Source organism: Spirillospora sp. NPDC127506, assembly GCF_040302145.1.
Lineage (GTDB): Bacteria > Actinomycetota > Actinomycetes > Streptosporangiales > Streptosporangiaceae > Spirillospora.
Window position 1 is genome coordinate 262,017 of sequence record NZ_JBEORG010000001.1, and the last position, 26,584, is coordinate 288,600.

Here is a 26,584-nt window from a genome sequence, read left to right on the forward strand (position 1 = left end):
GGTCACTGGGCGCTGGGCTGCCGGACGGTCACCGTCTTGAAGCCCAGCGCCTTGAGCATGTTCTCCATCATCGACTTCGTGTTGGCGTCGGCGCGTTCCCGCAGCCCGCTCCGCCCGGCGGCGGTCTGGATCTTCTGCGACGCCAGGACGTAGAGCTGCTGCTGGTCGTTCGGGTTGCTGCTGAAGAAGTCGCCGAAGCGGTCGATGAGGCCGCGCTCGGTGGCGTAGACGTAGCTGCTCCTCGGGTCCAGGTTGGTCTTCTCCAGTTGGGCGCGGGGGAGCGTGACCGTGGCGGCCGTGCGGTCCTCGTTGACCTTCACGGCCCCCGAGCCGAGCTTGGAGAAGTCCACGTAGGCGTCGACGGTGCCGTTCCCGACGAACAGCGTCCGCTTGCCGCGCAGTGAGCCCGGCAGGAACTTGGCGTCCTTCTCCAGGTCGACGATGACCTGGAAGCTGCCGCTCGCCGCCTCGTAGCGGTGCAGGTCGCGGATCGACTTCAGCAGGACGGGCCCGCTGCGGTCCTTCGTCTCCGTGCCGAACGGGTTCAGCCGGCCCGGCAGGCCGCGCAGCGCCTGCTGCGCCAGGAGCACCAGCGCGATGGTCGCGACGACCAGCAGCACCGGGGTGAGCAGGCCGCGGCGCGGGGCGCGGGTCCGTTCGGGGGACGGCTTGCGGGGCGCGTCGTTCCGGGGTTCCGAGCGAGCCATGCACCAGAGCATTCCCGGCATCCCCGTCCCACACCTGGCGGCTCGGTGAGGTCGGCGTGGACCGCGATGTGATCAAGGCCATAGGGCGGGCCGAAACCCCGGGCGCGGGCGGGCCGTTGACGCGGCGTGGACATGATTCGTGTTTTCCGGTTCGTCTCGGTGGCGGAGGCGGTCTCGTTCCTGCTCCTGCTGCTGGTCGCCATGCCGCTGAAGTACGGCGCGGACGCGCCGGTGGGCGTCCAGCTGGTGGGCCCGCTGCACGGAGTTCTGTTCATGGCCTACGTCGGCCTGGTCTTCCTCGTCCGCGACGAGCTCGGCTGGGACCTCAAGCGCACGGTCCTGGCGCTCGGCGCCGCCGTTCTGCCGGCGGCCCCGCTGCTCGTGGAGCGCCACTGGGCGCGGCCCGCGGCGCCCGCCGCGCAGCCGGCCGGGCGGGCCTGAGACTTCTGCGCGGCCGCGGCGGTTGGGGGTGGCCGCCGCGGCCGCGCAGGGGAACCCGCGCCGCGCAGGGGGCCCCGCGTCATGTCGGGGGAGCGGTTCTGTCGAAGGTCCCGCGGCGCGCGTGCTTCGTCGATCGGTGCTTCCCGGCGCGGACGGGGCGGAAGTCGGCGGGGCCGAGGGAGCAGGTGCGGTACCGGGTGAAGTGGCGGCGCAGCCAGGCGCGGCGCCCGCGCTCGGTCCAGGATGCGAACCGGCGGGCCGCGCGGGCGTCGGCGATGGACGGGGGTTCGTCGTCCAGCAGCCAGGCGTCGACCAGCGCCGGGTAGCCGCCGGAGGAGCCGGCGGAGGAGCCGGCGGCGCAGGCGCGCGGGTCCTTGAGCGCCCTGCTGATCTGCCGGGCGGCCCGCGCCGCGTATCCGGGGGAGAGGTCCTCGTCGAGATGGACGAAGGCCACGCCGTCCGCGACCGAGACCGGCGCCCAGCCGGGACGCTGCCGCACCTGCGTGAACTCGCCGGGCGTGCCGTTCAGCCGCGCCGCGAGCGGGACGACCGCCGCCATCAGCCGGGGCAGCGCGTCGCGCAGCGCGGGATGCACGCAGACGGTCACCGGCCAATGCCGGCACGCTTGCGGCGCGGGCGCGGCGCGGACCGCCGCGGGGTCCGACCCCTGGAGGCCGAGCGTGGCCGCGCCGGTCGCGGCCAGCGCGGCGGCCAGCGGCAGGACGAGCAGGAACCGCCGCGTCGCCCACAGGACGTAGCCGAGGATCAGCGCGGCCGTCAGCCCCGCCGTCCAGGCGGCCTGGTCGGCGAACACGCGGGGGCGCAGGGTGGTGAACAGGTCGATGCGGGGGAAGGCGGCCGGGGGCAGGAGGCTCCACCACGACACGCCCGGGATGCGCAGCGCCGCCCACATCGCCGTCGCGCCGAACGCCAGGGCCGCCGTCGCGCGGTGCGGGACGACGCGTCCCGTCAGGTAGCCGACGACGACGTGCAGGACGAGCGCGCCCGCGCCCGCGATCACGCCGAGGGGGTGCGGGTGCCCGGCCTCCGCCTGCGCCAGCGTGACGGCGACGACGAGCGCCGTGACCGCGGTGTAGGAGACCAGGGCCGCGGAGGACAGCAGCAGGAGGTCGAGCAGCGCGCCCGTGGCCGGTGAGCGCGCGGTGAGGTCGCGCAGGTAGTCGAGCGGGCGCTCGCGCACCGCCGCCCACGCCGCCAGCGCGGCGGCGACGGGCCCGAGGAAGCGGACGGCGTTGACCAGCGCGACGACCGTGTTGTCCCAGTACGCGGCGGACAGGCAGAGCCCCGGGAGCGCCGCCGCCGTCCCGACCGCGGTGAGGACCGGCACCGCGACCAGCAGCGCCGTGCGGCGGGCGTCCAGCCGGAGCACCCGCCCGAGGTCAGACACCGGTGGCGCTCCCGGCGGGCAGCGGGAGCCGCGGCAGCGCCCGCCGCGCGGGCCGCCCGCCGCGGCGCCGGCCCGCCGCGCCGTCGCCGCGCCGCTCCAGCGCGTCGACGCGCTGCGGGCCGGGGACGCCGGCCCCCTGCGGGGCGGGGGCGGGCGCGCCGTCGTCCGGCCGGTCGAGCGCGTCGATCCCCTGCCGGTCGAGGGCGCCGCCGCGGCGGTCGGCGGCGGAGCGGCCGCGGCGCGCGGCGGACGAGTGCGTGGGCTGCTCGGTCAGCCGGCCGCGGGCCAGCGTGAACAGGCGGTCGCACCAGCCGGTGAGCGTCCCGGTGGCGTCGGCGGTGACGACCACCGCCGGCGCCAGCGCGCGCAGCACCGGGACGAGCTCGGCCATCGCGGAGGTCAGCGCGGACCCGCCCGGACCGGCGGCGCCGGTCGGCCACGGCTCGGCGGCGGCGCACAGCTCGCCGAACGGGTCGTCCAGCAGCACCGCGCGCGGCTCGTGGACGCAGGCGGCGGCGAGGCCCGCGCGCAGCCGCACCTCAGGCGGCAGCAGCGCCAGCTCCGTGCCGGCGGCGTCGGCGAGGTCGAGCCGCTTCAGCATGGCGCGCGCGGCGGACGCGCTCCGCCGCTTGTAGTACGCCGCGTACGCGACGAACTCGCCGGCCGTCATGTTCTCGGCGCGGGAGAACCGGGCCGGCAGGTAGCCGATCCCGGCCCGCGCGGCCCGCAGCCCGGCGGCGCTCGATATGTCGTGTCCGAGAATGCGCAGCAGGCCGGCATTCGGCCTGCGCAAGGTCGCGAACGTGGCCAGCAGAGTGGATTTACCGGCACCAGGTGGACCGGCCAGGCCGACCACGCCTTCGGGCACGCCGAAGGTCACCGGGCGCAGGAGCCACCGCCCCCCGCGGCGGACACCCATTCCTCGGGCCACGATCACGGAATGCTCCGCGATCACAAGTGTTTCCCCCCGTTGCTCGTCATGCGGTCGCGGCGCCGGCCGCGGGCGCTCCGGTGGCCACGGGTCCCCCAACCCGCCACGCGGTGCCCGCTTTTGCCCGGCCGCGATGCATCGACATCGTGACTATAACCGGGCTTGGTGATGGCTGTCAGCAATCTTTTTGCCTTTACGGCAGCCCGCCTGGATTCTTTGCCCGCGGCGCCGGAGCGGAGAATTCGATAATGGTCGACAATTCCCCGTTTGCATACCGAACAGGGATGTGTCGGACGTCCGGCGCGGGCGGCGCGCTCCGCTGGGAGCGGACGGGCGCACGGCCCGGTGCGGTCATGGGGCAGGATGGACCCATGCCTTCTCGGGACTTTTCGTTGCACGGGGCCATCGACCTGGGGGCGCGCCAGGCGGCCACAAGGAAGCAGCAGGAACGCCGCGCCCAGGGCGGCGGCGCGCCGGCGGGCGCGGGGGGCGCCGCCGGCCAGTACGTCGTCGACATCACCGACCAGACCTTCAACACCGAGGTCGTGGAGCGGTCGCAGTCCGTGCCCGTCCTCGTGGACTTCTGGGCGGAGTGGTGCGGGCCGTGCAAGCAGCTCGGCCCCATCCTGGAGAAGCTCGCCGCCGAGGCGGCCGGCAAGTGGGTGCTCGCGAAGGTCGACATCGACGCGAACCCGCAGCTCGCCGCGTACATGCAGCAGATGGGCGTGCGCGGCATCCCGTTCGTCGCGGCGGTCGTCGCCGGCCAGCTGCTGCCGTTCCTGAACGGCGCCGCGCCCGAGCCGCAGGTCCGGCAGGCCATCGACCAGCTCTTCGAGGCGCTGCGCAAGGAGGGCATCCTGCCGGAGGCGCCCGAGGGCGAGCAGGCCGCCGGCGACGCCGGGCCCGCCGCGAACCCGGCGCACGCCGAGGCGGAGGCCGCGCTGCAGCGCGGCGACCTGCCCGCCGCCAAGGCCGCGTTCGAGCGCCTCCTCGCCGACAACCCGCGGGACGGCCAGGCCAAGCAGGGCCTCGCGCTCGTCGAGCTGAGCATGCGCGTCGGCTCGCTGGACGCCGAGAGCGTCCTCCAGGAGGCCGCCGACAAGCCCGGCGACGTCCAGGCGCAGATCAGCGCGTCCGACGTGGAGATGGTGTCCGGCCGCATCGAGGAGGCGTTCGACCGGCTGCTGGCCGCGGTGCGCGGCAGCGCGGGCGACGACCGCGACGCGGCGCGCAAACACCTGCTGTCGCTGTTCGAGCTGCTGCCGCCGGACGACCCGCGCGTCGGCAAGGCCCGCCGCGGCCTGCAGTCCGCCCTGTTCTGACCCGCCCTGTTCCACCCGCCCAGTTCCGGCCCGCCCGGCTCGACCGGCGCGGTTCCGTCGCGCCCCGGACGCCCCGACCCTCCGGGCGGCCCCCGGCCTTCCGCCGGCCCCGCGCCGGCGGAAGGCGAACGAGCCGGGGCGATCAGGGCACCCGGCCGCGGTGTTGCGCGTATGCTCGGAGCGATGACCGTGCCCGGACGGTCCGCATGCAGCACTGACGCGATGCAGCACTGACACGCGGCCGCCCCCGCCGATCCGCGGCTCCGCAACCTCGTGACCGACGTCATGAGGCCGCCCGCGCCCGCGGCGGTCGAACGACCGCCGCACAGGCGCGGGCTTTCTGAGTCGCGGGGACCGCACCCGGGCCGCGGCCCCCGGACGCACCGTGCCGGTCCACGGGCGGCGCGCGCGGGACGAGAACAACCCGGAGCAACAAGGGAGCAGTCGTCGTGGCGAGCGTGCCGAGCGTGTCGTACTCCATCACCGTCCGGCTGGAGGTCCCGGCCGGCGGCAAGGCCGTCAGCCAGATCACCCACGTGGTCGAGAACGCCGGCGGCATCGTCACCGCGCTCGACGTCAACACCGCCGGCCACGAAACGCTGCGCATCGACGTGACGATCGCGACCCGCGACACCCAGCACGCCGAGGCGATCGCCGGGGCGCTGGAGGGCATCGAGTCCGTCAAGATCCACAAGGTCAGCGACCGGACCTTCCTGATGCACCTCGGCGGCAAGATCGAGATGCAGTCGAAGGTGCCGCTGCGCAACCGCGACGAGCTGTCGATGGCCTACACGCCGGGCGTCGCCCGCGTCTCCCTCGCCATCGCGCGCAACCCCGAGGACGTCCGCCGGCTGACCATAAAGCGCAACAGCGTCGCCGTCGTCACCGACGGGTCGGCGGTGCTCGGCCTCGGCAACATCGGCCCGGAGGCGGCGCTGCCCGTCATGGAGGGCAAGGCGGCGCTGTTCAAACGGTTCGCCGGGATCGACGCGTGGCCGATCTGCCTCGACACCCAGGACACCGACGAGATCGTCCGGACGGTGCAGATCCTCGCGCCCGCGTTCGGCGGCATCAACCTGGAGGACATCTCCGCGCCGCGCTGCTTCGAGGTCGAGCGGCGGCTGCGCGAACTGCTCGACATCCCGGTCTTCCACGACGACCAGCACGGCACGGCGATCTGCGTGCTGGCCGCGCTGACCAACGCGCTGCGCGTCGTCGGCAAGGACATCGGCTCGGTCCGCATCACGATGGCGGGCGCGGGCGCCGCCGGCAGCGCCATCCTCAAGCTGCTGATCCACGCGGGCGCCCGCGACCTCGTCGTGTGCGACTACCGCGGCGCCGTCCACAAGGGCCGCGACGACCTCGACGACTCGCTGCGCTGGATCGCCGAGCACACCAACGCGTCCGGCTACACGAGCGACCTGCGCGGCGCGGTCAAGGACGCCGACGTGTTCATCGGCGTCTCCGCTCCCGGCATCCTGAACGGCGACGACATCGCGACGATGAACGACGGCGCGATCGTGTTCGCGCTCGCCAACCCCGAGCCCGAGGTCGACCCGGACGAGGCCCGCGAGCACGCCGCCGTCGTCGCGACCGGCCGCAGCGACTACCCCAACCAGATCAACAACGTGCTGGCGTTCCCCGGCGTCTTCCGCGGCCTGCTGGACGCGCAGGCCGACGTCGTCACGCTCGACATGCTGGCGGCCGCGGCCGCGGCGCTGGCCGGGGTCGTCACGCCGGAGGAGATCGGCCCGAACTACATCATCCCGAGCGTCTTCCACCCGGACGTGGCGAGCCGCGTCGCCGGCGCCGTCCGCGAGGCCGCCGGCGGTCGCCCCCGCACGGAGGCGTGACCCCCGGGGGTCGCCCTGCCGGGGGCGCCTAGTCGGATTCCTTGCCCGCGAACATCTTCTCGCGGCGGCGGGGCCAGATGCCGCCGTACCAGAAGATGATCGCGCCGGTGAGCAGGATGGCGGCGCCGGTCGCGGCGCGCGCCCACAGGACGGTGTCGGGACCGGTGTGCGGCAGGTTGCCGGGCGGCGTCTCCGTCGGCGCCCCGGCGCCCGCCTTCTTGCAGTTCGCCCGCACCGTCTTGGCCACGATCTCCTTGTTCGCCCAGGTGACGGAGAGCTCGGTGCGGCGGTCCTCGCGCAGCTCGACCGGGACCGTCCGGGTGTTGTTCGGGGGGATCTTGCCGGGGATCGCGGAGCCGCCGTCGTCCCGCTCGATGGAGAAGTCCTCGGTCCGGGTCCCGGTGTTGCGGATCCTGACGTGGACGGTGCGGTCGGGGCAGGAGACCGAGCCGATGCTCGCGGTCACCGCCTGCGCGGGCGGCTTCGGCGTCCCGGACCCGGTGGCCGGCGCGGACGGGCTCGCGGACGTGGTCGCCGAGGACGACGCCGGCTCGGCCTTGCCGTCCGACTTGAACAGCGCCGGGATCGCGAGCAGCGCCGCGATCACGACGAACACGGCGGCGATGACGACCCTGGGCAACTGCATCGCTGTCCTCCCGGCGCGCACCAAGCGGATGGCCGATGATCCTAGATCATTCTTAACCCAGGACCTTGTGGTGCCGATATCCCCATCGATAGGAATGCGTAACAGGCTAACGAGCGGGGAGACGTGCCGCCGGAGGTCCGCGCAACGCATGATGGAACCCATGGAAGACGGCATCAGGGTGGGGCTCCTGCTGGTGGCGACCCCTCAACTGGAGGACCCGAACTTCAGGCGGAGCGTCGTCTTGCTGGTCGAGCACGACAGCGCCGGAGGCACGCTGGGCGTCGTCCTGAACCGGCCGACCGAAGTTCCCGTGGACCGTGTGCTCCCGCCGTGGGGCGAGCTCGCCACCGGCCCCGCCGTGGTCTTCCAGGGCGGCCCCGTCGCGCTGGAGCATCCGCTCGCGCTGGCCCGCCTCCCCGGCGAGGAGGAGCCGCTCGGCTGGCGGGCCCTCAACGGCGGCGCCGAGGTCGCGCGGGTCGGGGTCGTCGACCTGGAGGCCCCGCCCGGGCTGCTGGCCGCGGAGCTGCTGCAGCTGCGCGTGTTCGCCGGGTACGCGGGCTGGTCGGCGGGGCAGCTGCGCGGCGAGATCGAGGACGGCTCGTGGTACCTGGTGCCCGCCGAGGCCGGGGACGTCTTCGCCGCCGACCCCGAGCGGCTGTGGCAGGACGTTCTGCGCAGGCAGGGCGGTGATCTGGCGTTCGTCTCCACTTTCCCCGACGACCCCACGCTGAACTAAGGTGAATACGTGAGCACGAAGATCCTTCCTGAGAGCGACACCCAGCAGGACGTCCGGCCGGACCTCTCGCACGGTGACGGCGACCACGAGCGGTTCGCCCACTACGTGAAGAAGGCCAAGATCACCGAGAGCGCGGTGACCGGCACGCCGGTGATCGCGCTGTGCGGCAAGGTCTGGGTGCCCAACCGGGATCCGAAGAAGTACCCCGTCTGCCCGCAGTGCAAGGAGATCTACGAGTCCATGAAGCCGGGCGGCGAGGGCGACAAGGGCGGCGAGTGACCCGCCGCTGACACGCGGCGGACGGCGCGCCGCCATTTCGTGCTGCGCGCTTCCGGGTCCCGCGGCGGGGGGTGCCGCGGGACCTGCGATTACGGACTTCTGACATACGGGGGATGAATGCGGCGGCTGGCCGGGGTTTCACTATGCGCACTGATGGTCACGGTGTGCGCCGTTCCGACTGCGGCGGGTGAGCGGACGCGGGTCCGCGCCGCCCCGTCCGGCGCGGAGGACGACGGGTGCGTCCATCGCTCGAACGCCCGCGCGGCCCGGCCGCGCGACCGCGCCGACCTCGGCCGCGACCAGGTCGTCGGCATGCTCGCCGACCTGCGCCGCACGCTCCTCGACCGGTTCGGGACGTCCGACGAGCGGCGCCTCGACGCCTCCCGCCGGATGGCGCGGAACCTGGTCGTGCCGGTGCGGTTCCACGTCGTCCACAGCGGGCGGAGCGGGCTGCTGCCGAAGCGGGCCGTCCAGTGGCAGATCTCCACGCTGAACGCCGCGTACGGGGGCAAGAAGGGCGGAGTCGACACCCGGGTGCGGTTCCGGCTGGCCGGCTACGACCGCACGGACAACGCGGCGTGGTTCCACGCCCCGGAGCGGTACGAGCGCCCGATGAAGAAGCGGCTGCGCAAGGGCGGCCGCGGCACGCTCAACGTCTACACGGCCGCCGTCGGGTCGGACGTCCTGGGCTTCTCCACGTTCCCGCAGTGGTACAAGCGCGACCCGCGCATGGACGGCGTCGTCATCGACTTCCGCAGCCTGCCGGGCGGCTCGTACGGGCCGTTCAGCCGCGGGTACACGGCCGTCCACGAGATCGGGCACTGGCTGGGCCTGCTGCACACGTTCGAGGGCGGCTGCGTCCCGCCGGGCGACGGGGTGGCCGACACCCCCTACGAGGCGGAGCCGGCGCAGGGCTGCCCGCACTCGCGCGACACCTGCCCGCAGCGCGGCCGGGATCCGGTCCACAACTTCATGGACTACGCCCACGACGCCTGCATGAACGCCTTCACCGCAGGTCAGGGCCGCCGCGTCCGGGCGGCGTGGGCGGCCTACCGGGCCGGGCGGCACGGCCGCCACCGTGTGGATCCGGGCACAGCCGGGGCCGCCGGGGCACGAAGTGTCGGTGCGGCTCGGTAGCCTTCGATGACCGTGAGCACCTTCGCCGCATCGAGCATGCCCCCCGCGTTCCCCGAAAGGGCCGCCTGGGGGACGGCGTCGTCCCTGCGCGCATGGCAGCAGCAGGCGCTGGAGGCTTACTTCGGGGCGGACGGCTCCCGGCCGGGCCCGCGCGACTTCCTCGCCGTCGCGACGCCCGGCGCCGGCAAGACGACGTTCGCGCTGCGCCTCGCCCGAGAGCTGATGGAGCGGCGCATCGTGCAGGCGATCACGATCGTGTGCCCGACCGAGCACCTCAAGCGGCAGTGGGCCGAGTCCGCCGCCCGCGTCGGCATCAGGATCGATCCGGAGTGGCAGAACAGCGACGGCCCCATCGGCAAGGACTTCCACGGCGTCGCCGTCACCTACGCCACGGTCGCGGCGCGGCCCGCCCTGCACCGCAACCGCACCGAGTCGCGCAAGCACCTCGTCGTCTTCGACGAGGTGCACCACGCGGGCGACGGGCTGTCGTGGGGCGACGCGGTCCGCGAGGCGTTCGAGCCGGCGACCCGCCGCCTGGCGCTGTCGGGCACCCCGTTCCGCACCGACATCAACCCGATCCCGTTCGTCCAGTACGAGGAGGGCCCGGACGGCGTCCGCCGCAGCCGGGCGGACTACACCTACGGCTACGGCCCGGCCCTCGCCGACGGCGTCGTCCGCCCGGTGATCTTCCTGGCCTACGCGGGCGAGATGCGCTGGCGCACCCGCGCGGGCGACGAGATCACCGCGACCCTCGGCGAGCCGCTCACCCAGGACCAGACCGCCCAGGCGTGGCGCGCCGCGCTCGACCCGAAGGGCGACTGGATCAGGCAGGTCCTGGCCGCCGCCGACCGCCGCCTCAGCGAGCTGCGCCGCGCGATCCCGGACGCGGGCGGCCTGGTCATCGCGACCGACCACGAGACCGCCCGCGCCTACGCCGGGATGCTGAAGGCGGTCACCGGGCAGAGCGCCACGGTCGTCCTGTCGGACGACCCGACCGCGTCCAAGAAGATCAAGGCGTTCGCCGACACCGACGACCGCTGGATGGTGGCGGTCCGGATGGTCTCCGAGGGCGTCGACATCCCGCGCCTCTGCGTGGGCGTGTACGCCACCTCGACCAGCACGCCGCTGTTCTTCGCCCAGGCCATCGGCCGCTTCGTCCGCGCCCGCAAGCGGGGCGAGACGGCGTCGGTCTTCCTGCCGTCCGTGCCCGCCCTGATGAGCCACGCCTCGGAGATGGAGGAGGAGCGCGACCACGTCCTCGACCGCCCCGTCCGCGAGGACGGCCTCGACGACGAGCTCCTCGCCGAGGCCAACCGCAAGCAGGACACCCCGGACGTGGGCGAGGAGCTTCCCTTCGAGACGGTCGAAGCCTCCGCGACGTTCGACCGCGTGCTCTACGACGGCGGCGAGTTCGGCACGCACGCCCAGCCGGGCTCCGCCGAAGAAGAGGAGTACCTGGGCATCCCCGGCCTCCTGGAGCCCGAGCAGGTCTCGGCCCTGCTCCGCAAGCGGCAGGCCGCCCAGCTGGCCAGCGCGCGGAAGCGCAAGACGGGCGACCCCCGCGCCGACCGCACCGCCGCCGAGGACCTGGCCGCCCTCCGCCGCGAGCTGAACGGCCTGGTCAACGCCTGGAACCACCGCACGGGCCAGCCCCAGGGCGTCATCCACAACGAGCTGCGCCGCTCCTGCGGCGGCCCGCCCGTCCCCCAGGCGAGCGCCGAGGAGATCCGGCAGCGCATCGCCAAGATCCGCGAATGGGCCGCCAAGCGCCGCCACTGACCCCCGCCACTGACCCCCGGCACCCGGCTCCTCAGCCGCTCCCGGGCCGGCGCGGCCGCTGGAAGATCACCCTGAACACGCCCTGCCGGTCGGGCCCGATGACGCCGGCGCACTGCCAGCCCGCCCGTCCGGCCTTGTCGAGCTTCTCCTGCAAAGCGGTCGCGTGCACGCCCCCCACCGGGTTCAGCTTCACGACGCTGACGCGGTACTCCCATTGGGTCGCCGCGGCCGGCGGCTCGTCCTGACCGTCCATTCCAGCATTCTCCAGGCCCGGCCGGACCGGGGAGCCGGCGGGTCACCCGGCGGACCGGTGCCCGGGCCGATGCGCCGGTCGGCGTGGTGCCCGCCGGTCGCGGGGGTCTTTCGGGTCAGTGAGCGACCGGGGTCGGGTTCAGGGCCTTGATGATGTAGGTGACCGTTTCCTCGGGGGTGCCGGTGATGGGGGCGAGAAGGACGTCCTCGTCGGGGGCCGGGGGCTCCAGGTCGGCGAACTGGGTGTCGAGGAGCGTCGCCTTGAAGAAGTGGCCCTTGCGCGCCTTCATGCGGGCGGCGATGAGGTCGCGGTCGCCGTCCAGGAGGACCATGGCCACCTCGGGTTTGCCGCCGGCCAGCAGGTCGCGGTACTTGCGCTTCAGCGCCGAGCAGGTGACGACGCCGGGACGGCCGGTGGTGAGGCGCTCGGTGATCCATGCGGAGATGGAGCGGAGCCACGGCAGGCGGTCGGCGTCGGTGAGGGGGTGTCCGGAGCGCATCTTCGCGATGTTGGCCTCGGAGTGGAAGGAGTCGGCCTCGGCGTAGTCCCAGCCGAGGCGCTCGGCGAGGAGGGTGCCGATGGTGGTCTTGCCGCTGCCGGACACGCCGGCGACCAGGATGACCGTGGGGGGATTCGGCATGGTCAGGCGTTCACCACCGGCGCGCCGGACAGCGTGACGCCCTCGGCGCGCAGCTCGTCGAGCGCGCGGTCGACGGTCGCCTTGCTGACGCCCGCGGTGAGGTCGAGCAGGACGTTCGTGCGCAGGCCCGCGCGGGCGGCGTCGACGGCGGTGGCGCGGACGCAGTGGTCGGTGGCGATGCCGACGATGTCGACGGCGTCGACGCCGCGGGCGGCCAGCCAGTCGGCGAGCGGCGTCCCGTCGTCGGAGACCCCCTCGAAGCCGCTGTAGGCGGCCTCCTCGCGGCCCTTGCTGAAGACCGCCTCGATGGGGGCGAGGGCCAGGTTGGGATGGAAGTCGGCGCCCGGCGTGCCGATCACGCAGTGCGGCGGCCACGAGTCGACGAAGTCGGGTTCGTCGGAGAAATGGTCGCCCGGGTCGAGATGGAAGTCGCGGGTCGCGACGATGTGCGCGTAGTCGGACCGGTGCCCGGCCACGTAGTCGGAGATGGCGGCCGCCACGTCGGCGCCGCCGCCGACCGCCAGCGAGCCGCCCTCGCAGAAGTCGTTCTGCACGTCCACGATGATCAGAGCCTTCTTGCCCATGACCGCTCCCTGTACCGGTTGCCCCGCCGGATCACCATCGACCGTACCCCAGGCCCGCGCGGATACCGCGTCACGGGCGGGGGCCGCCGGTGACGAATTCGGTGGGGACGGCCGGCTCGCCCTTGGACAGCTGGATCGCGGTGGGCGGCAGCTCCGAGATCGAGCGGGCGTGGCGCTCCCTGGCCTTCTCGAGCGGCTCGCGTCCGACGATCTCGCCGTCCCGCACGAGGGGGACGTGCAGGGGGCGGTCGCGGGGGCCGGGCGCCGGCGCTCCGGTGAAGACCGTCTCGGCGTAGGCGACGCCGTGCCCGTCGACGCGGCGGACGGCCGTCTTGCGCCCGCCCCGGCTCGGCTTGCCCGCCGAGCGTTTCGCGACCGGCCGCATGGGCGCGTCGTCCTCGGGGCCGTCCGAGCGGGCGACCAGCTTGTAGACGAGGGACGCGGTGGGCGCGCCCGAGCCCGTGACGAGGGACGTTCCCACCCCGTAGCCGTCCACGGGGGCGGCGGCCAGGGCGGCGATGCCGAACTCGTCCAGGTCGCCGGTCACCACGATGCGCGTGTCGCGCGCGCCGAGGGAGTCGAGCTGGTCGCGGACCCGGCGCGCCATCACGCCGAGGTCGCCGCTGTCGATGCGGACGGCGCCGAGGGACGGCCCGGCGAGCTCGACCGCCGTGCGGACGGCCCGTTCCACGTCGTAGGTGTCGATCAGGAGGGTCGTGCCGTCCCCGAGCGAGGCGAGCTGCGCCTCGAACGCGTGCCGCTCGCCGTCGTGCAGCAGGGTGAAGGAGTGCGCGCTCGTCCCGGCCGTCGGCACGCCGTACAGCCGGCCCGCCTCCAGGTTGGACGTGGTGGTGAACCCGGCGATGTAGGCGGCGCGGGCGGCGGCGACGGCGGCGCGCTCGTGGGTGCGCCGCGACCCCATCTCGATGATCGGGCGGCCCTGCGCGGCCTGCACCATCCGGGACGCGGCCGACGCGATCGCGCAGTCGTGGTTGAGGATCGACAGCACGAGCGTCTCGAGCAGGACCGCTTCCCCGAACGTCCCCTCGACGGCCAGGATCGGCGACTCGGGGAAGTAGCACTCGCCTTCGGCGTAGCCCCAGACGTTCCCCGTGAAGCGGTACTTCTCCAGCCACTGCGCCGTGGGCTCGTCCACGATGCCGTTGGAGGTGAGGAAGTCCAGCTCGGCGGCCTCGAACCGGAACGCCTCGATGGCGTCCAGGAGCCGCCCGACGCCCGCGACGACCCCGTAGCGGCGCCCGGGCGGCAGGCTCCGCGCGAAGACCTCGAACACCGCGCGGCGGCCGGCGGTGCCGCTGCGCAGCGCGGCCTGCAGCATGGTCAGCTCGTACTGGTCGGTCAGCAGTGCGGTGCCGTCACCAAGGTCCACAAGTGGCACCTTAAGCCCGACTGCGGGCACCATGAATGTGCGGGCCCGCCCACCCGGCGGGGGAGTGGCGCATAGCATCGGGTTGGGGGGCGAACGACAGCGCGAGCATTCGCGGACGAAGGAGAGTGCGCGAAGAGAGGGGGCTACCCGGTCATGAGCGCCATGAGCACGGCGCCCGCACCGGTCGAGCTGGAACGGCCGGATGCCGAGGAGGACGTGAGCGCCGACCGGCCCTGGCTGGCGATCGTCTGGAACGACCCGATCAACCTGATGTCGTACGTCACGTACGTGTTCCAGGCAGTGTTCGGGTACCCGAAGACCAAGGCCGAGAAGCTGATGCTCGACGTCCACCACAAGGGCCGCGCAGTCGTGGCGAACGGCACCCGCGAGGAGATGGAACGGGACGTGGAGATCCTGCACTCGTACGGGCTGTGGGCGACCGTGAAACGGGACGACTGAGCCGATGACCGACGTGCGGAGGACCCGGCATGGCGTCCGGGTCCGGCTGGCGGCCGACGAGGCGGCGCTGCTGCGCGCGCTCATGGAGCAGCTGCTCGCGCTGATCGGCGGGGCGCCCGGCGGGGACGACGAGCTCGCCGCGCTGGGCATCGCCGAGAACGCCGAGAAGCCGGACGACCCCGTCCTGGCGCGGCTGTTCCCGGACGCCTACCGCGACGACGGCGAGGCGGCGGAGGAGTTCCGCCGCTACACCGAGATGGGGCTGCGGGACGGCAAGCGCGAGGCGGCGGGGCTGGTGCTCGGCGCGCTGACCGGCGACGGCGCCGACGTCGTGCTGGACGAGGAGCAGGCGCAGGGGTGGCTGCGCGCGCTGAACGACGTCCGGCTCGCGCTCGGCACCCGCCTCGACGTCACCGAGGAGTGGTACGAGGAGGCGAGCGCCATGGACCCGCGCGACCCGCGCGCCTCCCTGTTCGCCGTCTACGACTGGCTGACGATGCTCCAGGAGAGCCTCGTCCAGGTGCTCTGGGAGCCGTTGCCATAAGCTCGGGGCCATGCTGACGATCGAGCGCGCCCTCGTGGACAAGATCATCGCGCACGCGCGCGCCGACCACCCGGACGAGGCGTGCGGGATCATCGCCGGTCCGGTCGGTTCGGACCGTCCCGTCCGGTACGTCGCCATGGAGAACGCCGAGCGGTCCCCGACCTTCTACCGGTTCGACTCCCAGGAGCAGCTGAAGGTGTGGCGGGAGATGGACGACCGGGACGAGGAGCCGGTGGTGATCTACCACTCGCACACCGCCACGGAGGCGTACCCGTCCCGCACGGACATCTCCTACGCGTCCGAGCCGAACGCCCACTACGTGCTCGTGTCGACCCGCGCGGAGGACGAGACCGAGTTCCGGTCGTTCCGGATCGTGGACGGTGAGGTGACCGAGGAAGAGGTCACCGTCGTGGACGCCTACGGCGACTGAACGGGAACGGATCGGGATGGTCGCGGCCGGTAAACTGGTCGACATGTGGACGAGCGGGCATGAGACGGGCGCCGCACGGCGCCGTGCCGGGTCCGCCGCCGTGCCGCCCGTGCAGAGCTTCCTGTTCGGGCACTCGCGCGCCGAGGTCGTCTACGACTGTCGCTGACGCGCTGATCACACCCTGGAATCTTCCCGCCGCCCGCCCGGTTGCAACGCGAGAGGGCGGGGGAGCCCCGAACGACGTTAGAAGACGTTAGAAGGAGATCACCGCGATGGCGATCGAGGTCCGGATCCCGACGATCCTGCGCAACCTCACCGACGGCGCGAAGGCCGTCGAGGGCAAGGGCGGCACGCTGGACGAGCTGTTCACCGACCTGGACTCCCGGCACGCCGGCCTGCGCGACCGGCTGGTGGACGACAAGGGCCTGCGGAAGTTCGTCAACGTGTACCTCAACGACGAGGACGTGCGCTTCCTCGGCGGGCTGGAGACGCAGGTCGCCGACGGCGACAACGTCACCATCCTGCCCGCCGTGGCCGGCGGCTGAGCCGGGCACGGACGAGCAATGCGCTTCGACTCGCTACTGGACTCGCTCGGCCGCACGCCGCTGGTCGGCCTCCCGCGGCTGTCGCCGGGCGAGGACGTCCGCATCTGGGCCAAGCTGGAGGACCGCAACCCCACCGGCTCGGTGAAGGACCGCCCCGCCTTCTACATGATCCAGAAGGCGGAGAAGGAGGGGCTGCTGACGCCCGGCTGCACGATCCTGGAGCCGACGTCCGGCAACACCGGCATCTCCCTCGCCATGGTCGCCAAGCTGCGCGGCTACCGGATGGTGTGCGTGATGCCGGAGAACACCTCCGCCGAGCGCCGCCAGCTGCTGGAGATGTGGGGCGCGGAGATCATCTCGTCCCCGGCGGCGGGCGGCTCGAACGAGGCCGTGCGGGTGGCGAAGGGGCTGGCCGCGGAGCACCCCGACTGGGTGATGCTCTACCAGTACGGCAACGAGGCCAACGCGCTCGCGCACTACGAGACGACCGGGCCGGAGATCCTCGAGGACCTCCCGACGGTGACGCACTTCGTGGCCGGGCTCGGCACCACCGGCACGCTGATGGGCGTCGGCCGGTTCCTGCGCGAGCGGGTGCCGGACGTGAAGATCGTCGCGGCGGAGCCCCGGTACGGCGACCTCGTCTACGGGCTGCGCAACATCGACGAGGGCTTCATCCCCGAGCTGTACGACGACACCGTGCTGACGACCCGCTTCTCCGTCACCTCCGGGGACGCGCTGCGCCGCACCCGCGAGCTGCTGGAGCAGGAGGGCATCTTCGCCGGCATCTCGACCGGCGGCGCGCTGCACGCGGCGATCGGCATGGCGAAGAAGGCGGTGAAGGCCGGCGAGCGCGCCGACATCGTGTTCGTCGTCGCGGACGGCGGCTGGAAGTACCTGTCCACCGGCGCCTACGGCGGCACGCTGGAGGAGGCCGAGGCCCGCCTCGAAGGCCAGCTCTGGGCGTGACGCGGTCCCGCTTCCGGGGCTGACCTGCCCTTTGTGGCATCCGCACGGCACGGTAGAGTCTTTTCGAACGTGATTCTAGAATCGGGCCGGCGGGATGTTCGCGGCCCGGTCGACGTGGGAGTGTGCGGATGAGCGGGTTCGGCGAGGCGACCGCCGTGCGGCGGGTCGGCGACGGCCGGTACGAGGCCGACCTGGACGGCGCCTACGGGTTCGCCGAGGCCCTCAACGGCGGCTACCTGATGGCCGTCCTCGGCCGCGCCGCCGTCGACGCGTCCCCGCACGCGCACCCGATCTCGACCGCGGCCGGCTTCCACCGCGTCGCCAAGCCGGGCCCCGCCCTGCTGGTCGTCGAGCCGCGCAAGGAGGGCCGCACGACCGCGTCGGCGCTCGTCTCCCTCGTCCAGCACGACCGGACCGTCGTGGACGCGCTGATCATCACCGGCACCCTCGACGCCGCCGCCGAACCCGCCTACGCCGGCGCCGCGCCCGCGCCCGTCCCGCCGATCGAGGAGTGCACGGAGTTCCGGCCGCCCACCGGCGCCGGCTTCGCCGACCAGGTCGACATGCGCTTCGACCGGACGACGATGGGCTGGCTCGACGGGCAGCCGAGCGGCAGCCCGGAGATCCGCGCCTGGTTCCGGCTCCGGGACGGCTACGCGCCCGACGGGCACTCCCTCGCCCTCGCCGTGGACGCGCTGCCGCCCGTCGCGCTGAACCTCGGCGCGCAGGGCTGGGCGCCGACCGTCGAGCTGACCTGGCACATGCGGGCCGTCCCGGCGCCCGGCTGGCTCGCCGTCCACGGCACCGGGCGGCTGCTCTCGGACGGCTGGTTCGACGAGGAGGTCGAGGTGTGGGACACCGCCGGCCGGCTCGTCGCGCAGAGCCGCCAGATCGCCCGCGTCCCCCGCGCCCGCTCCTGAACCCGCGCCCCCGAAACCTCGGCGTGTCATCACCGGACGCCCCTCCGGACCACCGGATCGCTTGCGCATCCGTTGACCAGGACGGTTTTCCGTGGCGTTACGGTGTGATGTCCGACGCATGACGCACCCGCACGGGGCCGTGTCGCTTAGCCTTGTGCACCATGTCAGATCCATCCCGGGGGGACGGCCTCCCAGACGCTCCCATCGGGATCTTCGACAGCGGTTTCGGTGGGCTCACGGTGGCCCGCGCCATCCTCGACCAGCTCCCCAACGAGCCGGTCATCTACCTGGGCGACTCCGCCCGGCAGCCGTACGGCCCGCGCCCCATCGCCGAGGTCCGCGCGTTCGCCCTCGAAATGCTCGACCAGCTCGTGGACGAGGGCGTGAAGATGCTGGTGATCGCCTGCAACAGCGCCAGCTCGGCGATGCTGCGCGACGCCCGGGAACGCTACGACGTCCCCGTCGTCGAGGTCATCAACCCGGCGACCCGCCGCGCGGCCCGCGCCACGTCCAACGGCCGGGTGGGGCTGATCGCGACGCAGGCCACGGTGACCAGCCGCGCCTACGACGACGCGTTCGCCGCCGCCCCGCACATCGAGCTGATCAGCGCCGCCTGCCCGCGCTTCGTCGAGTTCGTCGAGGCGGGCGTGACGATGGGCGAGGAGCTGCTGGAGGCGGCCCGCGGCTACCTGCGGCCGATCGTGGAGGCGGGCTGCGACACGCTCATCCTCGGCTGCACCCACTACCCACTTTTGACGGGCGTCATCTCGTATGTCGTCGGAGACGGGGTCACACTGGTCTCAAGCGCCGACGAGACCGCCAAGGACGTGTACCGAGTGCTGCACGATCGGGGGCTGGCCCGCGCCGAGGCGACGCCCCGGCCGCGGCACCGGTTCCGCGCCACCGGAGACCCCGCCGTGTTCGCCGAGCTCGGCCGGCGCTTCCTCGGGCCGGAGATCGGCTCGGTGGAGCCCGCGCCGGCCGGGGCCGCGTCGGACAAGGCACTGACCACCTGATTCCTCGGGGACTCTAAGAGGAGGAGCGAGCGTGCGGGTCACTGTGATCGGCTGCTCCGGCAGTTTCCCTGGGCCGGACAGTCCGGCGTCCAGCTACCTGATCGAGGCCGACGGCTTCGCGCTGGTGCTCGATCTCGGCAACGGGGCGCTCGGGTCGCTGCAGCGGTTCCGCTCGCTGTACGAGATCGACGCCGTCTGCATCTCCCACCTGCACGCCGACCACTGCCTGGACCTGTGCGGGTACTGGGTCGCGCGCACCTACCGGCCGGGCGGACCGGCGCCGAAGATCCCGGTGCACGGCCCCGCCGACACCGCCGACCGCATGGCCCGCGCCTACGACCTGGACCCCGACCCCGGAATGACGGAGACGTTCGACTTCCACACCCTCCGCCGCGGCCCCTACGACATCGGCCCTTTCCGCGTCACGACCGCGCTGATGCCTCACCCGGTCGAGGCGTTCGCGTTCCGCATCGAGTACGGCGGCAGGGCCGTCGCCTACTCCGGCGACACCGGCCCGTCCGGCGACCTGGTCGAGCTGGCGCGCGGCGCCGACCTGTTCCTCTGCGAGGCGTCCTTCCTGGACGGCCCGGAGCACCCGCCCGAGCTGCACCTGACCGCGCGGGAGGCCGCCGAGCACGCGGCCCGCGCGGAGGTCGGGCGGCTCGTCCTCACCCACCTCGTCCCGTGGAACGACCGGGAGCTGTCGCTGAACGAGGCGAAGGCGGCCGGCTACGACGGGGACATCGAGCTGGCCCGCGTGGGCGCCCGGTACACCCTCTGAGTCCCGCTAGGGTTGACCGCATGGCCCGCCCCGATGACCGCGCTCCAGACCAGCTCCGTCCCGTCACGATCCAGCGCGGCTGGCTCGACCACGCGGAAGGGTCGGTGCTCATCGAGTTCGGCCGCACCCGCGTGCTGTGCGCCGCCTCCGTGCAGGACTCGGTGCCCCGCTGGCGGCGCGACAGCGGCCTCGGCTGGGTGACCGCCGAGTACGCGATGCTGCCCCGCGCCACCAACACGCGCAACGACCGCGAGTCCGTCAAGGGCCGGATCGGCGGGCGCACCCACGAGATCTCCCGGCTGATCGGCCGCTCGATCCGCGCGTGCCTGGACCTCAAGGCGCTCGGCGAGAACACCGTCCAGCTCGACTGCGACGTCCTGCAGGCCGACGGCGGCACCCGCACCGCCGCGATCACCGGCGCGTACGTCGCGCTCGCGGACGCGGTGGGCTGGATGCGGGACCGCGGGCTGCTCAAGGGCGACCCGCTGACCACCTCCGTGTCCGCGGTCAGCGTCGGCGTCGTGGACGGCGAGGCCCGCCTCGACCTCTGCTACGAGGAGGACTCCGCCGCCGGCACCGACATGAACGTCGTCTGCACCGGCGACGGCCGGTTCGTCGAAGTGCAGGGCACCGCCGAGGGCGCCCCGTTCGACCGCGCCGAGCTGGACGCGCTGCTCGACCTCGGCGCCGCCGGCTGCGCCGAGCTGACCCTCCTGCAGAAGAAGGCGCTCGGCGAATGACCCGGATCGTCCTCGCCACCCACAACCAGGGCAAGGTCGCCGAGCTGCGCCGCATCCTCGGCGACCTCGACGTCGTGGGGCTGGACGAGTTCCCGGGCGCCCCCGACGTCGCCGAGACCGAGCCGACCTTCGCGGGCAACGCGCTGCTGAAGGCCCGCGCGATCGCCGCCTTCACCGGCCTGCCCGCCGTCGCCGACGACTCCGGCCTGTGCGTGGACGCGCTGAACGGCATGCCGGGCGTGCTGTCGGCGCGCTGGTCGGGCCGCTTCGGCGCCGCCGCCGGCGACCGCGACGCCGCCAACCTGCAGCTCCTGCTCGACCAGCTCGCCGATGTCCCCGACGAGCGGCGCGGCGCCCACTTCCTGTGCGCCGCCGTCCTCGTCACCCCGGACGGCGCCGAGCGCACCGTCGAGGGCCGCATGCGCGGCACCGTGATCCGCGAGCCGCGCGGCACCGGCGGCTTCGGGTACGACCCGATCTTCGTCCCGGACGGCGAGACCCGCACGACGGCCGAGATGTCCGCGGCCGAGAAGGACGCCATCAGCCACCGCGGCAAGGCGTTCCGCGAGCTCGCCGCCGTCCTCCCGGAGGCGCTCGCAGCGGCCGGGCGCTCCTGACCCGAGAAATCCCGGGCGCGTGACAACCTCCCGGCGCCCGGCGGGGGTTATCGGGGTGTAAGGAACTTCCTCCCCGAGGAGCAACATGACCGACAAGGGTCACATCCGCCGCGCCCCGCTGCTCGCGCTGGCCGGGCTCGGCGCGGCGGGCCTCGTCGCCGCGGGCGTCTGGCTGGCCGCCGCGTCGGGCTCGTCCTCGGACGCCCGGTCCGTCGCCGCCAAGGACGCGCTGGCCCCCGCGCGGAAGCCGTCGCCCGCACCGTGCCCGCCCATGGAGCAGGCGGCACGCCCAGGAGTCCCGAAGCCTGCGGAGACCGCGGCGCCTGAGCCTGCGCCGACCACACGTCCGGGAGGACCGGCGCCGTCGGAGACCGCCGTGCCGCGGCCGGTGCCGACGGAGCCGGACCCGACGACGCGTCCGGGAGGGCCGGCGCCGGCGGAGACGGCGACGCCCGAGCCCGTTCCGGCGGGTTGTGCGGAGACGCCGTCCGAGGCGCCGCGGGAGCCGGTCCCCACCGCGCGGCCGGTGCCGCCGACGGCCGTTCCGTCGCCGGCGCGGCCGGGCCGTGCTCCTTCGGCGACCCCGTCGCCGGCGCCGCCCGGGTACGAGCCGCCGGGTGCGCCGGCGCCGGCGGAGCCGTCCCACGGCGGGTAGGTGCGGTCTGTCCACGTTGAGCGCCCGGGAGGTGCGCGGGGCGGAGGCCGCGTTCGACGACTTCGCGGCCGCCACCGCGAGCCGGCTGCTGCGCACCGCGGTGTTTCTCGTCTACGACCGGCACCTCGCCGAGGACCTGGTCCAGATCGCCTACGAGCGGGTCGCGCGGCGGTGGGGCCGGCTCGCGGACGGCGATCCGGAGGCGTACGCGCGCCGCGTCCTGGTCAACCTCGCGATCGACGAGGCGAAGCGGCGGTCCCGGCGCCGGGACACCCCGGTCGGGTCCGTCGCGGACGTGGAGCGGCTCGCGGGCGCTCCGGCGGCGCCGGGGGACGCCGCCGGGGGCGACCTCGACGAGGTGCTGCGCGCCCTGCCGGCGAAGCAGCGCGCGGTGGTGGTGCTGCGCTACTGGTGCGACCTCACCGAACACGAGATCGCCGAGACGCTGGGGATCTCCCGGGGGACGGTCAAGAGCCACACCGCGCGGGCCATGGCCGCGCTGCGCGAGCACATGAGGGAGGGGCGCGCATGACCGAGAACCTGGACGCCCTGCTGCGCCGGCACTACCGCGCCGCCGCCGGGGAGATCCACGCGGACGCCGCCGCCGTCCGCCGGTTCCGGGACGCGGGGCACGCGGCCGCGCACGCCCGGCCGGGCGTCCTGCGCCGCTGGGCGTTCCCCGCGCTGGCCGCCGCCGTCACCGCCGCGGTCCTGGTGGCGGTCGCCGTCCTGTTCTGGCCGGGTGGGCGCGGATCGGAGCCGCCCCGCCCCATGGCACCGCCCGCCACGCCCCTGCCGCCGCCCGCCTCACCGACCCCTGTCCCCGAAGCCCCCGCGCCGGACCGGACCGCCTCACCAGGGGAGGACCCGACCGCCTCACCGGGGGAACGGTCTCCCGCCGGCACCCCCACCGCCACTCCGCCCACCGCTACTTCGCCCACCGCTACTTCGCCCACCGCGACTTCTTCGCCTACCGCCGCCCCGCCCACCGCGAGACCGAGCCCCGGCCTTCCGGGTTCCGGGCTTCCGGGTTAGGGCCTCTTGTGGAGCCGGACGAACGTCCCGTCCCAGCCGGCCCGCAGCTCCATCAGGTCGACCAGGAGGCGGACGGTCCACAGGCCGAAGCCGCTCTGTAGGGCCGACTCGGGCGGGATGTAGCCGGTCAGCGGGTCGGGCCGCCAGAAGCCGTGGTCGCCGACCTCGCAGACCAGGCCGGTGCCGTCCTGCCATGTCCACAGGCCGACCGGCGGGGTGCCGTGCTGCAGCGCGTTCGCCGCGACCTCGTTGACGGCGGTGACGAGGTTCTGCGCCGCCTGCTCGCCGAGGCCGGTCCGGCCGGCCCGCTCGGCGACGAACGACCGCAGGTGGTGCAGGTCGGCGCCGTTGACGGGCAGGTACTCGGCGTCGTGCGGGCGGTCGGCGCGCAGGCCGCGGTCGCAGGTCGAACCGAACACCACCGGGTCGACGTACTCGGCGCTGTCGCCGTCGTGGCCGGGGGCCAGCACCTTCGGGTGGGTGCGGCGCGCCTCCGCCAGGATGCGGGGCGGCAGCGCCCGGGTGTCGTAGGGGCACAGCGCGCGTGCGTCGGCGTCCTCGAACACCACGTTGATGAGGGACTCGTACCGGATCCACTCCAGGGTCTGCCGCTCGTCCCAGCCGTCCCACACCGGTTCGGCGACCGCGCACACGCTGCGCGGGGCGTGCTCGCGCACGATGTTCTGGTAGTCCCGCAGGGTGTGGACGGGATGCCGGTAGAAGCCCGCGGAGTCGACGTAGACGATCTCCTTGTCGCCGAGCACGTCGCGCAGCGCGGTGAGGTTGGGCTCGCGGGCGACCGCGATGACGGCCTCGTCGCGTTCCAGCCCGGATCTCAGGTACGGCACCGTGACCGACAGGAAGTCGTCGGCGCCGTCGTACATGAACGCCCTGTGCTCCAATGTCATCAGGCGATGTCCTCCGTCTCCGGGAGCCCGCGCCCGGCGCCGCGGGCGAGGCCCGGCAGCCGGTGCCAGCCGACCGTCTCGATGACGCGCTCCACGTTCGGCCGGAGGTTGTCGAGGACGAGCGCCCCCTGCGCGGGCAGCCGGGTGGCGTGCCGCGCCAGCAGGTTGAGCCCGCCGAGGTCGATGAAGCCGAGCCGGGACAGGTCCAGGTGGACGCTGCCGCGCTGCGCGCCGACCCGCGCGAGCGTCTCGGCGACCACCGTGTGCCGGGCGGCGTCCAGCTCCCCTTCGATCCGCAGCCCGGCCGGCTCGAACGTGCGCACTATCTTCAGGATCCCGTCGTCGAATTCGGGGTTCACTTCCACGAGGACCTCGTGTGTGTCGCGAAGGGCGATGAGCTGGTCGGGCGGGCACGCGCGCCGGTCGATCTGGCAGATCGCCATCGCCATCGTGCTCGGTGATACGGCGTCGCCGACCAGGTGCTCGCAGCCGAGCATCCGGCCGAGGTCGGTGGTCGCGGACTCGTGCAGCACCCAGCTGTAGTCGGTGGTGAGGCGCACGGCCCGGAAGCCCTTGTCGAACGCCCCGTCGACCTCCCGCCGGATGGTGTCGACCATCATGGCCGGGGTGAAGGCGCCGCCGCGGTCGAGGCAGGCGTCCCGCCGCGAGATGACCCGCAGCCGGCCCGACCGGACGGCCTCCGCCGCGTCGGCCTCGCCGCCGACGCCGGGGAGGCGCTCGGCGGGCAGGTCGGTGACGTACACGACCTTCTCGTCGGTCGCCAGGCCCTCCCGGACGAAGGGCCCGATGACGCGGTCGCGCTCCTCGGGGCCGGTGTAGGCCAGCCAGCCGTGGTCTCCGGGCCGGACTGCGCTGACGGGGCGTTCGGCGAACCAGGGTGTCTCCATGGCCTGCCCATCGGGTTCGGGGCGGATCTGTTCAGCCTACGCCGCCCGGGACGATTTGGAAGCCCAACGCATGGAGTTCCTCACGCTCTGTCTATATCGGGGCGTTCCGGGCGGGGCAGGGCGAGCCGCAGCCGGACGGCGGTGCCCGCCTCACCCGTGCGGATCTGCACGGTGGAGCACAGCAGCCGCACCGCCCACAGCCCGAACCCTCCGCCGGACGACGCGTCGGCCGGGCGCGGCGGGAGGAGCCCGTATCCGGCGCCGGGCGGCCACCGCCCCGCGTCGGTGACCTCGCAGACGAGGGACGGGGCGCCGTCGGGCGCGTCCGTCCACATCCGCAGGACGACGGGCGGCGCGCCGTGCCGCAGCGCGTTGGTGACGACCTCGGTGACCGCGACGAGCAGCCGCTGCCGCCCCTCCTCGGGCAGCGCCGTCGGCCGCGCGCAGTCGGTGACCCAGGCGCGCAGCCAGTACAGGTCGGGCCGGGCGTCCAACTCCAGCGCCTCGGCGCCGGGCGGCGGCGGGGGCAGCGGCCCGGCGTCGCAGCGGGCGCAGAACGTCCACGGGTCGACGAAGCCGGGGTTGGGCAGGGCGCGGGTGCCGCGCACGGTCTCCGGGTGCGTCTTGCGGCCCGCGGCGACGACGGCGGCGGGCAGCGAGGCCGCGTAGGGGCACAGGACGGACGCGCCGGTGCCGCGGAACGCGACGTTCAGCAGCGCCTCGGCGCGCAGCCACTCGACGACCTCCAGCGGCGACCGCGACGCCCACGCCGGCTCGCCGAGCAGGCGCAGCCGGCGGCCCTGCCGGGCGCTCTCGTCGGCGTCGCCGAGGCAGTCGGCGAGCGTCCGGGAGGGATGGCCGTACCAGGTGGCGGCGTCGGTGAACCGCACGGCGTCCGCGGCGGGGCCGAGGGCGTCGCGCAGCAGCATCTCGCGCGCGGTCCCGCACACGGCGAGGACGCGGTCGCCCGCGTCGACGCCGTCCCGCAGGAACGGCACGGTGCCGCCGAGGAACTCCGCCACCCCGTCGTAGGGGAGCACGCGATGCGTGAAGTTGTCGCTCACGGCGGTCCCGCCGGTTGTGTGATCATGGTGTCACCGACTGTGCGTGCCGGACGGACCCGACCAGATTAGGCCCCCGGTCCCCGGCCTGCCGAGGCCCGTTCTGCAAAAGTCTGCGTCGGCCGCGCGGCGTCCTGTCCGGAACCGCGCGGCCGTCCTGTCCCTTACCGGGGGCGCGGCCGCGGCGGCGGGTAGAGGGCGGCGCGCAGGCCCGGGGCGAGGCGGGCGATTAATTCATCGGGCGTCATCGACGCGACCGGTTCCACGCCGATGATGTAGCGGACGAAGATCAGCCCGGCGAGACTCGTGCCGAACGCGCCGGCCCGCGCGCCCGCCGCGGGGCCTCCGACGTGCTCGGCGATGCGGCCGACGATCTCGCGTTCCAGGAGGTCGCGCAGCAGCCTGGCGAGCTCGGGGTCCTGCACGGCCGCCCGCACCAGCAGCTTGAGCCGCGCGCCGCCCTCGGGATGCTCCCAGGCCGACAGCAGCGCCCGCAGGACGCGTTCGGGCAGCGTGGCGGGGTCGCCGGGGAGCGCGCCCGCGAGCACCTCGGGCGGGTTGGCGACCAGGCCCAGCACGGCGCCGAACAGCCCCTTCTTCGACCCGAAGAAATAGCTGATCAGCGCGGCGTCCACGCCGGCCTCGGCGGCGATGGACCGCATCGTGACCGGGCCGTACCCCTCGGCGAGGAAGCGGCGGCGCGCCACCGCGAGGATCGCCTCGCGGGTGTCGGGGCTGCCGCGCCGCCGGCCGCGCGTCCCCTTCGCCCTGCCGGCCGCCCTGCCCGCCGCTTCGTCGGCCGCTTCGCCGGCCGCTTCGCCGGCCGTCCTGCCGCTCGCCTCGCCGGTCCCCGTCCCGCCGGCCGCCCCGGATTTATTCATCATGGTTGAAAT

Annotated in this window: 33 protein-coding genes; 21 read left to right on the forward strand and 12 right to left on the reverse strand. The window is 73.9% G+C overall.

The window, feature by feature from the left end; genetic code table 11:
- Positions 1 to 2 precede the first annotated feature (2 nt).
- Positions 3 to 707 carry a DUF4230 domain-containing protein gene (locus ABTW95_RS01205; protein WP_500223531.1) on the reverse strand — a complete coding sequence of 235 codons (705 nt, stop codon included), beginning with the start codon at positions 705 to 707 and terminating at the stop codon, positions 3 to 5.
- 132 nt (positions 708 to 839) lie between these two features.
- On the opposite strand from ABTW95_RS01205, the gene ABTW95_RS01210 reads away from it, so the two are divergent.
- Positions 840 to 1,148 (forward strand): DUF3817 domain-containing protein, encoded by a 309-nt coding sequence (locus tag ABTW95_RS01210; protein WP_396454951.1) that lies wholly within the window; start codon positions 840 to 842, stop codon positions 1,146 to 1,148.
- A 79-nt stretch (positions 1,149 to 1,227) separates the two neighbouring features.
- On the opposite strand, the gene ABTW95_RS01215 is transcribed toward ABTW95_RS01210, so the two are convergent.
- Together ABTW95_RS01215 and ABTW95_RS01220 are read right to left on the reverse strand one after the other, a co-directional pair.
- Entirely contained in the window at positions 1,228 to 2,556 is a 1,329-nt protein-coding gene (locus ABTW95_RS01215; protein ID WP_500223533.1) for a hypothetical protein, read from the reverse strand.
- Positions 2,549 to 3,475, reverse strand: coding sequence for an ATP-binding cassette domain-containing protein (locus ABTW95_RS01220; RefSeq protein WP_500223882.1), 927 nt, complete (start codon positions 3,473 to 3,475; stop codon positions 2,549 to 2,551). The genes ABTW95_RS01215 and ABTW95_RS01220 overlap by 8 nt, the downstream gene beginning before the upstream one ends.
- A gap of 404 nt (positions 3,476 to 3,879) precedes the next feature.
- On the opposite strand from ABTW95_RS01220, the gene ABTW95_RS01225 reads away from it, so the two are divergent.
- The gene (locus ABTW95_RS01225; RefSeq protein ID WP_500223535.1) at positions 3,880 to 4,809 is read left to right on the forward strand and encodes a tetratricopeptide repeat protein; all 930 of its coding nucleotides are present in this window, start codon (positions 3,880 to 3,882) and stop codon (positions 4,807 to 4,809) included.
- Between the two features lie 449 nt (positions 4,810 to 5,258).
- Entirely contained in the window at positions 5,259 to 6,662 is a 1,404-nt protein-coding gene (locus ABTW95_RS01230; RefSeq protein WP_396451660.1) for an NAD-dependent malic enzyme, read from the forward strand.
- Positions 6,663 to 6,690: 28 nt separating this feature from the next.
- Here ABTW95_RS01230 and ABTW95_RS01235 read toward each other — a convergent pair whose 3' ends face one another.
- Positions 6,691 to 7,308 carry a hypothetical protein gene (locus ABTW95_RS01235; protein WP_500223537.1) on the reverse strand — a complete coding sequence of 206 codons (618 nt, stop codon included), beginning with the start codon at positions 7,306 to 7,308 and terminating at the stop codon, positions 6,691 to 6,693.
- A gap of 160 nt (positions 7,309 to 7,468) precedes the next feature.
- Between ABTW95_RS01235 and ABTW95_RS01240 the strand changes: the two genes are divergently transcribed.
- The 4 genes from ABTW95_RS01240 (at position 7,469) to ABTW95_RS01255 (ending at position 11,239) form a co-directional block, all read left to right on the forward strand.
- A complete protein-coding gene (locus ABTW95_RS01240) occupies positions 7,469 to 8,044 on the forward strand; it encodes a YqgE/AlgH family protein (protein ID WP_396451663.1) in 576 nt (191 codons plus the stop codon).
- Between the two features lie 9 nt (positions 8,045 to 8,053).
- On the forward strand, positions 8,054 to 8,323 hold the full coding sequence (locus ABTW95_RS01245; protein ID WP_396451665.1) for a DUF3039 domain-containing protein: 270 nt from the start codon (positions 8,054 to 8,056) through the stop codon (positions 8,321 to 8,323).
- Positions 8,324 to 8,476: 153 nt separating this feature from the next.
- On the forward strand, positions 8,477 to 9,460 hold the full coding sequence (locus tag ABTW95_RS01250; RefSeq protein WP_396451666.1) for a zinc metalloprotease: 984 nt from the start codon (positions 8,477 to 8,479) through the stop codon (positions 9,458 to 9,460).
- Between the two features lie 36 nt (positions 9,461 to 9,496).
- Positions 9,497 to 11,239 (forward strand): DEAD/DEAH box helicase, encoded by a 1,743-nt coding sequence (locus ABTW95_RS01255; RefSeq protein ID WP_396451694.1) that lies wholly within the window; start codon positions 9,497 to 9,499, stop codon positions 11,237 to 11,239.
- Between the two features lie 31 nt (positions 11,240 to 11,270).
- Here the strand turns inward: ABTW95_RS01255 and ABTW95_RS01260 are convergent, their stop codons facing one another.
- From ABTW95_RS01260 to ABTW95_RS01275, 4 genes are all read right to left on the reverse strand, one after another.
- Positions 11,271 to 11,492 carry a hypothetical protein gene (locus ABTW95_RS01260; RefSeq protein ID WP_396451668.1) on the reverse strand — a complete coding sequence of 74 codons (222 nt, stop codon included), beginning with the start codon at positions 11,490 to 11,492 and terminating at the stop codon, positions 11,271 to 11,273.
- A gap of 115 nt (positions 11,493 to 11,607) precedes the next feature.
- A complete protein-coding gene (locus tag ABTW95_RS01265; RefSeq protein WP_396451670.1) occupies positions 11,608 to 12,132 on the reverse strand; it encodes a gluconokinase in 525 nt (174 codons plus the stop codon).
- Between the two features lie 2 nt (positions 12,133 to 12,134).
- The gene (locus ABTW95_RS01270) at positions 12,135 to 12,716 is read right to left on the reverse strand and encodes an isochorismatase family protein (protein WP_396451672.1); all 582 of its coding nucleotides are present in this window, start codon (positions 12,714 to 12,716) and stop codon (positions 12,135 to 12,137) included.
- 70 nt (positions 12,717 to 12,786) lie between these two features.
- Positions 12,787 to 14,139, reverse strand: coding sequence for a nicotinate phosphoribosyltransferase (locus tag ABTW95_RS01275; RefSeq protein ID WP_396451673.1), 1,353 nt, complete (start codon positions 14,137 to 14,139; stop codon positions 12,787 to 12,789).
- A gap of 129 nt (positions 14,140 to 14,268) precedes the next feature.
- Here ABTW95_RS01275 and clpS point away from each other — a divergent pair, with 129 nt between their 5' ends.
- From clpS to ABTW95_RS01345, 14 genes are all read left to right on the forward strand, one after another.
- Complete coding sequence (gene clpS / locus ABTW95_RS01280) at positions 14,269 to 14,565, forward strand: ATP-dependent Clp protease adapter ClpS (RefSeq protein ID WP_131875481.1); 297 nt, start codon at positions 14,269 to 14,271, stop codon at positions 14,563 to 14,565.
- A 4-nt stretch (positions 14,566 to 14,569) separates the two neighbouring features.
- Positions 14,570 to 15,109 carry a DUF2017 domain-containing protein gene (locus tag ABTW95_RS01285; RefSeq protein WP_396451675.1) on the forward strand — a complete coding sequence of 180 codons (540 nt, stop codon included), beginning with the start codon at positions 14,570 to 14,572 and terminating at the stop codon, positions 15,107 to 15,109.
- A gap of 10 nt (positions 15,110 to 15,119) precedes the next feature.
- A complete protein-coding gene (locus ABTW95_RS01290; protein WP_396451677.1) occupies positions 15,120 to 15,539 on the forward strand; it encodes a M67 family metallopeptidase in 420 nt (139 codons plus the stop codon).
- A gap of 43 nt (positions 15,540 to 15,582) precedes the next feature.
- Entirely contained in the window at positions 15,583 to 15,705 is a 123-nt protein-coding gene (locus ABTW95_RS01295; protein ID WP_396451678.1) for a hypothetical protein, read from the forward strand.
- A gap of 106 nt (positions 15,706 to 15,811) precedes the next feature.
- A complete protein-coding gene (locus ABTW95_RS01300; RefSeq protein WP_396451680.1) occupies positions 15,812 to 16,084 on the forward strand; it encodes a MoaD/ThiS family protein in 273 nt (90 codons plus the stop codon).
- Positions 16,085 to 16,102: 18 nt separating this feature from the next.
- Positions 16,103 to 17,050 (forward strand): PLP-dependent cysteine synthase family protein, encoded by a 948-nt coding sequence (locus tag ABTW95_RS01305; RefSeq protein WP_396451681.1) that lies wholly within the window; start codon positions 16,103 to 16,105, stop codon positions 17,048 to 17,050.
- Positions 17,051 to 17,178: 128 nt separating this feature from the next.
- Entirely contained in the window at positions 17,179 to 17,970 is a 792-nt protein-coding gene (locus tag ABTW95_RS01310) for a thioesterase family protein (protein ID WP_396451683.1), read from the forward strand.
- Positions 17,971 to 18,131: 161 nt separating this feature from the next.
- Positions 18,132 to 18,986, forward strand: coding sequence for a glutamate racemase (gene murI / locus ABTW95_RS01315; RefSeq protein WP_500223544.1), 855 nt, complete (start codon positions 18,132 to 18,134; stop codon positions 18,984 to 18,986).
- 31 nt (positions 18,987 to 19,017) lie between these two features.
- A complete protein-coding gene (locus tag ABTW95_RS01320) occupies positions 19,018 to 19,767 on the forward strand; it encodes an MBL fold metallo-hydrolase (RefSeq protein ID WP_396451687.1) in 750 nt (249 codons plus the stop codon).
- A 20-nt stretch (positions 19,768 to 19,787) separates the two neighbouring features.
- Positions 19,788 to 20,507 (forward strand): ribonuclease PH, encoded by a 720-nt coding sequence (rph, locus tag ABTW95_RS01325; protein WP_396451688.1) that lies wholly within the window; start codon positions 19,788 to 19,790, stop codon positions 20,505 to 20,507.
- On the forward strand, positions 20,504 to 21,124 hold the full coding sequence (gene rdgB / locus ABTW95_RS01330; protein WP_396451690.1) for an RdgB/HAM1 family non-canonical purine NTP pyrophosphatase: 621 nt from the start codon (positions 20,504 to 20,506) through the stop codon (positions 21,122 to 21,124). The genes rph and rdgB overlap by 4 nt, the downstream gene beginning before the upstream one ends.
- An 85-nt stretch (positions 21,125 to 21,209) precedes the next feature.
- Positions 21,210 to 21,779 carry a hypothetical protein gene (locus ABTW95_RS01335; RefSeq protein ID WP_396454595.1) on the forward strand — a complete coding sequence of 190 codons (570 nt, stop codon included), beginning with the start codon at positions 21,210 to 21,212 and terminating at the stop codon, positions 21,777 to 21,779.
- A 16-nt stretch (positions 21,780 to 21,795) separates the two neighbouring features.
- Complete coding sequence (locus tag ABTW95_RS01340; RefSeq protein WP_500223548.1) at positions 21,796 to 22,311, forward strand: SigE family RNA polymerase sigma factor; 516 nt, start codon at positions 21,796 to 21,798, stop codon at positions 22,309 to 22,311.
- The gene (locus tag ABTW95_RS01345) at positions 22,308 to 22,814 is read left to right on the forward strand and encodes a hypothetical protein (RefSeq protein WP_500223550.1); all 507 of its coding nucleotides are present in this window, start codon (positions 22,308 to 22,310) and stop codon (positions 22,812 to 22,814) included. The genes ABTW95_RS01340 and ABTW95_RS01345 overlap by 4 nt, the downstream gene beginning before the upstream one ends.
- Here the strand turns inward: ABTW95_RS01345 and ABTW95_RS01350 are convergent.
- The 4 genes from ABTW95_RS01350 to ABTW95_RS01365 form a co-directional block, all read right to left on the reverse strand.
- Entirely contained in the window at positions 22,811 to 23,722 is a 912-nt protein-coding gene (locus ABTW95_RS01350) for an anti-sigma factor RsbA family regulatory protein (RefSeq protein WP_396450028.1), read from the reverse strand. The genes ABTW95_RS01345 and ABTW95_RS01350 overlap by 4 nt on opposite strands.
- A complete protein-coding gene (locus ABTW95_RS01355) occupies positions 23,722 to 24,630 on the reverse strand; it encodes an MEDS domain-containing protein (RefSeq protein ID WP_500223552.1) in 909 nt (302 codons plus the stop codon). The genes ABTW95_RS01350 and ABTW95_RS01355 overlap by 1 nt, the downstream gene beginning before the upstream one ends.
- Before the next feature lie 80 nt (positions 24,631 to 24,710).
- Positions 24,711 to 25,694, reverse strand: a complete 984-nt coding sequence (locus ABTW95_RS01360) for an anti-sigma factor RsbA family regulatory protein (protein ID WP_500223554.1) — start codon at positions 25,692 to 25,694, stop codon at positions 24,711 to 24,713.
- A 161-nt stretch (positions 25,695 to 25,855) separates the two neighbouring features.
- Positions 25,856 to 26,575 (reverse strand): TetR/AcrR family transcriptional regulator, encoded by a 720-nt coding sequence (locus ABTW95_RS01365; protein ID WP_500223556.1) that lies wholly within the window; start codon positions 26,573 to 26,575, stop codon positions 25,856 to 25,858.
- Between the last annotated feature and the right edge of the window lie 9 nt (positions 26,576 to 26,584).